At 60.1% G+C, this 6227-nt stretch carries 6 protein-coding genes; 3 read left to right on the top strand and 3 right to left on the bottom strand.

The window, feature by feature from the left end:
* From A2J01_RS27980 to urtA, 3 genes are all read right to left on the bottom strand, one after another.
* On the bottom strand, positions 1-650 hold a 650-nt coding region (locus A2J01_RS27980; RefSeq protein WP_442971583.1), incomplete at its 3' end, for an ABC transporter permease subunit.
* Complete coding sequence (urtB, locus tag A2J01_RS27975; protein WP_003941514.1) at positions 647-1531, bottom strand: urea ABC transporter permease subunit UrtB; 885 nt, start codon at positions 1529-1531, stop codon at positions 647-649. The genes urtB and A2J01_RS27980, both read right to left, overlap by 4 nt.
* A 54-nt stretch (positions 1532-1585) precedes the next feature.
* Positions 1586-2842, bottom strand: coding sequence for an urea ABC transporter substrate-binding protein (urtA, locus tag A2J01_RS27970; RefSeq protein WP_007735391.1), 1257 nt, complete (start codon positions 2840-2842; stop codon positions 1586-1588).
* A 267-nt stretch (positions 2843-3109) separates the two neighbouring features.
* On the opposite strand from urtA, the gene A2J01_RS27965 reads away from it, so the two are divergent.
* The 3 genes from A2J01_RS27965 to A2J01_RS27955 all read left to right on the top strand — a co-directional run bounded on the left by A2J01_RS27965 (position 3110) and on the right by A2J01_RS27955 (position 6052).
* A complete protein-coding gene (locus tag A2J01_RS27965) occupies positions 3110-3850 on the top strand; it encodes a TetR/AcrR family transcriptional regulator (RefSeq protein ID WP_003941474.1) in 741 nt (246 codons plus the stop codon).
* A gap of 126 nt (positions 3851-3976) precedes the next feature.
* Positions 3977-5161, top strand: a complete 1185-nt coding sequence (locus tag A2J01_RS27960; protein WP_064114033.1) for an ABC transporter substrate-binding protein — start codon at positions 3977-3979, stop codon at positions 5159-5161.
* 15 nt (positions 5162-5176) lie between these two features.
* On the top strand, positions 5177-6052 hold the full coding sequence (locus A2J01_RS27955; RefSeq protein WP_003941557.1) for a branched-chain amino acid ABC transporter permease: 876 nt from the start codon (positions 5177-5179) through the stop codon (positions 6050-6052).
* The last annotated feature ends 175 nt before the right edge of the window (positions 6053-6227 follow it).

Here is a 6227-nt window from a genome sequence, read left to right as displayed (position 1 = left end):
CCGTATCGGGAGTTCATCAGCTGGCGAATGAGAGCGACCGATGCGAGAAGAACTCCGGCAGCGATGAAGAACAACATCTGCTTGTTCGCCGGATCGTTGAGATTGAAACCGAAGAACGTACGAAAACGGTTGAGGCCGTTGCTGCCACCGATCGACTGCTGGCCGATCAAGAGGATTGCGAAAGCCGCGGCGAGTGCCTGCGAGAGGATCGCGAAGTACGCGCCCTTGACTCTCCGCTTGAACACACCGAGTCCGAGGAGAAAGGCAACAGCGGCCGGCAGGAAAAGGATGGCGAAGATCGCCACGAATGGCGAGGCGAACGGTTGCCAGTATCCCGGCAGTTCGGTCTTGCCGGCGATGGACATGAAGTCCGGGACCGCGTCACCCTTGAGTTCGGCATCGGCGATTTTGAGGTGCATCGCCATCACGTATGCGCCGATCCCGAAGAACACCCCCTGGCCGAGCGTGAGCATTCCGCCTCTGCCCCAAGCCAAACCGATACCGACAGCGACTATGGCGAAGCACAGGAATTTGGCCAACAGTGACAGCCTGAAGTCCGAGAGCACAGCCGGAGCGACGGCGAACAGCACGATGGCGGCGAGTGCAAAACCGCCCCACACCCGAATTCGGGAATTGTTCAGGATGCTCATACGAGGCTCCTCGTCTTGACTGCGAACAGGCCCTGCGGCCGAACTTGAAGGAAGACGACGATGATGACGAACACGATCACCTTCGCGATCGACGCTGTCGTCGAGTACTCGATGAACGAGTTCAAGATGCCGAGGGCGAAGGCTGCGATCACGGCTCCCTTCATCTGACCGAGACCGCCGACGACAACAACCAGGAAGGCGTCGATCAGATAGGACTGGCCGATGGTCGGGCTGGTGGAACCGATGAGCGTCAACGCGACACCCGCGACGCCGGCGAGCCCGGAACCGAGGAAGAAGGTCGTGATGTCCGTACGACGAGAGGAGATTCCGCTCGTCTCGGCCAGATCGCGATTTTGGACGACGGCCCGGATGCGTCTACCCATCGACGACTGCTTCAGTGCGACCGAAAGTGCGATCACTGCTGCGATCGCCAACACCAGAATGAAGATGCGGGTTTTCGGCACCACGGCGCCGAAAATATCGACCCCGCCCGAAAGCCAGCTCGGCGCCGAAACATTGACTGCCGGCGCGCCGAAGATGTCGCGCGCCAACTGCTGAAGGATCAATCCGACGCCGAATGTCACCAACAGGGTGTCGAGGGGTCGGTGGTACATCCGCGATACCAGGACCACTTCGAGCACAACACCCATCAGTCCGCCGACGACGAAACCGACGAGCAGAGAAATGATCAACGATCCCGTTGCATTCGAGATCACCTGCTGCACTACGTATGCGGTGTACGAGCCGGCCATGATGAACTCGCCGTGTGCCATGTTGATGACACCCATCTGCCCGAACGTGAGAGACAACCCCAACGCTGCCAACAGGAGAATCGATCCGATACTCAAACCCGTGAACAACTGCCCGATCACAACATCCATGACAGACGCTCCACCTCTCTACTCGTCGATTCCGTCAATTCCGCCTTTTGTCGATCAGCTACCGAGCCCCTCAGCCCAGGGGTAGTTCTTCAGGTACGGATCCGGCTCGATCGGCTGTCCCGAATCCCAGACCGTGTAGATCAGTCCGTCGGAACGGATTTCGCCGATCCGGGCAGTCTTGGTGATGTGGTGGTTGTCGCCGTCGATGGTGACGAGTCCTTCGGGCGCCTGGAAGGTCACACCGTCGGCGTTGTCCTGAATATCCTTGACCGCAAACGAGTTGGCCTTCTCGACGGTGTTCTTCCAGAGGTAGACGGAGGTGTATGCCGCTTCCATCGGATCGGACGTGGGCTTGTCCTGGCCGAACTTTGCCTTGTACGCCGCGACGAACTTCTTGTTCTCGGGGGAGTCGATGGTCTGGTAGTAGTTCCACGCCGTCAGCTGGCCTTCGACGTTCTGGACTCCGATACCACCGACCTCTTCCTCCGCAATGGAGACGGAGACGACGGGCATGTCGGCGGGCTTCAGGCCGACATTTGAGTATTCACGGAAGAACGCAACGTTGGAATCGCCGTTGAGTGTGTTGAACACGGCATCGGCGTCGGCTGTGCGGACCTTGTTCACGATGGTGGAGAAGTCGGTCGAACCCAGAGGCGTGTAATCCTCGCCCTTGATCTCGATGCCGTTCGCTGCCGCGTACGCCTTGATGATGCGGTTGGCGGTCTGAGGGAACACGTAGTCGCTGCCGACCAGATACAGCGACTTGACGCCCTTCTCCTTCAGGTAATCCAGAGCCGGGATGATCTGCTGGTTGGTCGTTGCGCCCGTATAGAAGATGTTCTTCGAATCTTCCAGTCCCTCGTACTGGACCGGGTAGTAGAGCAAAGAGTTGTTGTCCTCGAACACGGGCAGCATGGCCTTGCGGCTCGAGGAGGTCCAGCCACCGAAAACTGCTGCGACGCAATCGCTGCTGATCAGTTTCTCGGCCTTCTCGGCGAACACTGTCGGCTCCGACGCGCCGTCCTCTGCGACGATCTGGATCTTCTTACCCAGTACACCGCCGGAATCGTTGATCTCCTGCACCGCCAACGAGATGGAGTCGCGGACCGTCACTTCACTGATGGCCATGGTGCCCGAGAGTGAATTCAGGGAACCGACCTTGATCGTGTCCCCCGAGGTGTCGACGCACGACGTAGCCGTCGAATCTCCCGATGCGGTGTCTGTTGCCTTGCTTCCGCAGCCGGTGAGAACCAAGCCCAGCGCGGCGAGAGCGGCCGGCGCGGCAAGGGTGCGCTTCGAGAAGGTTCGCATGTACGGGCCTTTCGTGTCGATGGCTCTGGCAGACAATGGCTCTGACAGATCTGTATCCGGAGTGCGTATACAACGCTGTATTCGTCGAGTGCACAGAGTAGGTGGAAGTTGTTGCGGTGGAATGACTGTCGGTGACAAGTGTGTGTCCGGTGTTTCGATTGGGTGTCCAGGACCTCACACCGCAGGTCAGCGAGGGTGCGGTGTTAGCATCGACGAGAAATTGATCAAGCACTCGCTTGACGATCGGAACGTCGGAAGGATCTTCTCGTGCGCTCGACCCGACGGGACGAAATACTCGCTCATGCGGCCAAGCTGTTCAGTGAGCGGGGGATCGCCGCGACGACGGTGCGAGACATCGCCGACGAAGTCGGGATCCTCTCCGGCAGCCTCTATCACTACTTCGACTCCAAGGATGCGATAGCCAACGAGATCGTCGTCCGGTTCCTCGAAGATCTCAACGTCCGGTACGAGGACTCGATCGAACCGGAAGGTTCGGCTCGAAATCGCCTGGCCACGATGGTGTCGGTCTCTTTTGCCTCGGCGGTGGATCACCCGTATGCCACGGAGGTCTATCAGGGAGAAGCCATACTTTCGTCGCAACCGGCGGACGCGCCCATCACCATCCTGGTTCAGAAGGCACACAGCTACTGGCGATCGGCTATCGCTCGCGGAATTGCCGACGCGGAGTTTCGGGAAGACATCGATCCCGAACAGTTTCACCGTCTCCTGCGTGAATCCGTCTGGTCCACCGTCGCGCAGTATCGCCCGCAGCTTTCCGAATTGGCCGAAGATCTGCAGCGCAATCTGATTTCGGTTTTCCTGGACGGCTTTGCCGCACGTTCCGTCGACGGCGAGCCGGTGGCACGCATTGCGCGGCGCACGGCGAAGAAGGAAGCGCAGACCGAATCTCCCGACTCGGACCTTGCCGAACTCCGCTCTGATGTCGACGAATTGAAGTCCGTCATTCGCGAACTCAGCTCGTCGATCCGGCAGCTGCAGAAGCCGTAACACCGCAGTTCCTGCGCGTGTAGTTCGGATTTTGACTATCAGTGTGACCCAGTGCATACTTCTGTCCACACTCGTAAATCAAGCGCTTGTTTGATTTACCAAGCACAGTTTGGACGGGAGTTCGATGTGAGACTCGGAAAGGCGATCGCCGTCTGCGCGGCAGTGGTCCTCGGGGCGAGCGCGTGCGCATCTGCCGGTGTCATTCCCGAAGACACCATCGTCATCGGTTTGGACGAGGACTCCACCGGGCCCGGTGCGTCGTACAGCACGATCGCCGGCAAGACGGTGCGGATGACCGTCGACCTGATCAACCAGGCGGGCGGAATCAACGGTAAGCAAGTCGAATTGGTTGTCGAGAACGACGAGAGCAGTCCCACCAAGACCCCGTCGATCATTCGGAAGTTGGTCGATCACGGGTCCAGTGCGGTCATCCTCGCCACGGGCAGCGGGTCGGTGCTGCAGGCCAAGTCGATTCTCCAGCAGTCGAAGATTCCTGCGATAGCTCCGGTCGTTCTCAGCGACGCCTTTGCCTCGGCGCCCGACAACGACTTCTCGTTCATGATTCCGAACTCGTTGAAGCAGTACGCCCAGGTGTACTGCGGGGCTTTCGAGAAGATGGGGTACAAGTCCCTGGGAATTCTCGGTGACGCGAGTGCGTCCATCGACGGAATCATCAAGACCCTGCGGCCGGCGCTCGAGAAGTGCGCGAGAGTGACGGGCGTCGAAAAGGCGCCGGTCGATGCCGCGGACATCACCGCACAGGTCTCACGTCTCGCGGAAACCGAACCGGACGCGATTCTGGTCGCCAGTATCGGCGGGCACTTCGAAATCCTCGCGCACAACACCTTGTCGAAGGTCACCCCGCAGACGCAACGCTTCTCACTCGCTTCCATCGGAAACCAGCCCGCATCTTGGGCTTTGGCGGACCCGAAGGCGTTGAGCGGCATGGTGTACATGGGCTCGCTCAGTGAGAACAACCCGAGAACCGCCGAACTGCGTCGCAAGGTGCAGGCGGTGAAGGGGCCTGATTATCAACTGACCGCCTACGACGCACAGGCGTACGACGCCGTCATGATGTTGGCCGAGGCAAACGAAACTGCCGGCGACCCCCGAGATCGGACGGCCGTTCGTGATGCTCTTCAACAGGTTTCGGCACTTCCCGCCAGCTTCGGCCAGGACGGATTGACACTGTCGTTTTCTTCGCAGGATCACCTGGCTCCTGACAGCCTCTGCGGACTGGTGCTCGTCGAATTCGGTGAGGACAACAAGCCGGCCCATCCGTGGGATTCCTACCAACCCCCGTGCGGATAACCGAGGAGCCTTGACATGACAGACGCACAACTGTGGCTCGCAGCCATCGAGATCGGTGCATTCTTCTCACTGATAGCCCTCGGAATGTATCTCGTGGTGGTCGGCGCCGATTTCTTCAACTTTGCGATGGGCCCGTACGCGATGGCTGCGGCCATGGCGTCGAGTTGGGTCGCGATCAATTACGGGCTCGCTCTCTGGATTGCCATGCCGCTGGGGATCGCGGTAGCGGTGGCGCTGTCGATCCTGACGGAAAAGCTTGTGGTCAAACAGGTTCAGAAGCGTTCGGGTCGTGGGGAACTACCGGCGTTGGTGGCGGTGACCGCAGTACTGTTCGGGATCCAGCAGCTCGCCGGCACGGTCTTCGGCCGAACACCACTTCCCGGACAGAAGATCTTCGACTTCGATCCGATATCGGTGCTCGGTGCCACCGTCGACAGTTCGACCGTTGTACTCGTCGTCGGAACTGCCGTGATCTTCGTCGGTATCGGACTGTGGCTGAACCGGTCCACCTCGGGCCGTCTGCTTCGCGCCGTCGGCGACAATCCGGATGCCGCCCGCGTCCTGGGCTTGCCGGTGGATCGGGTACGCCTCATCGCGTTCACCCTCGCGGGTGTGATCGCCGCCGTCGCCGGACTTCTGTTCGCTCCCAAGGCCGGTGTTCAGTTCACGAGCGGTCTGTCCTGGACGCTGACGGCATTCATCGCACTCGTCATCGGTGGTACCGGCCGGAGTTGGGCTCCGCTGATCGGCGGAATGGTGTTGGGCGTCGTCCAGGTATTCGCCCCGTACTACTTCGGTGCGAGTGCTGCGCAAACCGCGATTCTGTTGATTGCCCTGGTGTTCTTCGCTTTCCGTCCGGAAGGCTTGCTCTCGAGGAAGGTTCGCGTCTGATGGCCTCGCTTTCTACCAGTCCGCTGACGTCAAATCCGCCCGCTACATCCGGCCGTTCCCGGACGAGGATGCTCGCCCTGTCACGAGAAGCGCTGATCACCGTGGTCGTGGTTGCTGCCGTGCTGCTGTGGATGGGGCCGAGTCTGTACCGGCAGGATCTGGTGTTCCTCGCTGC

The organism is Rhodococcus sp. EPR-134 (assembly GCF_001647205.1).
Lineage (GTDB): Bacteria > Actinomycetota > Actinomycetes > Mycobacteriales > Mycobacteriaceae > Rhodococcus_F > Rhodococcus_F qingshengii.
Note: the sequence above shows the minus strand (reverse complement) of the source record. Positions and strands in the feature narration are given on the sequence as shown.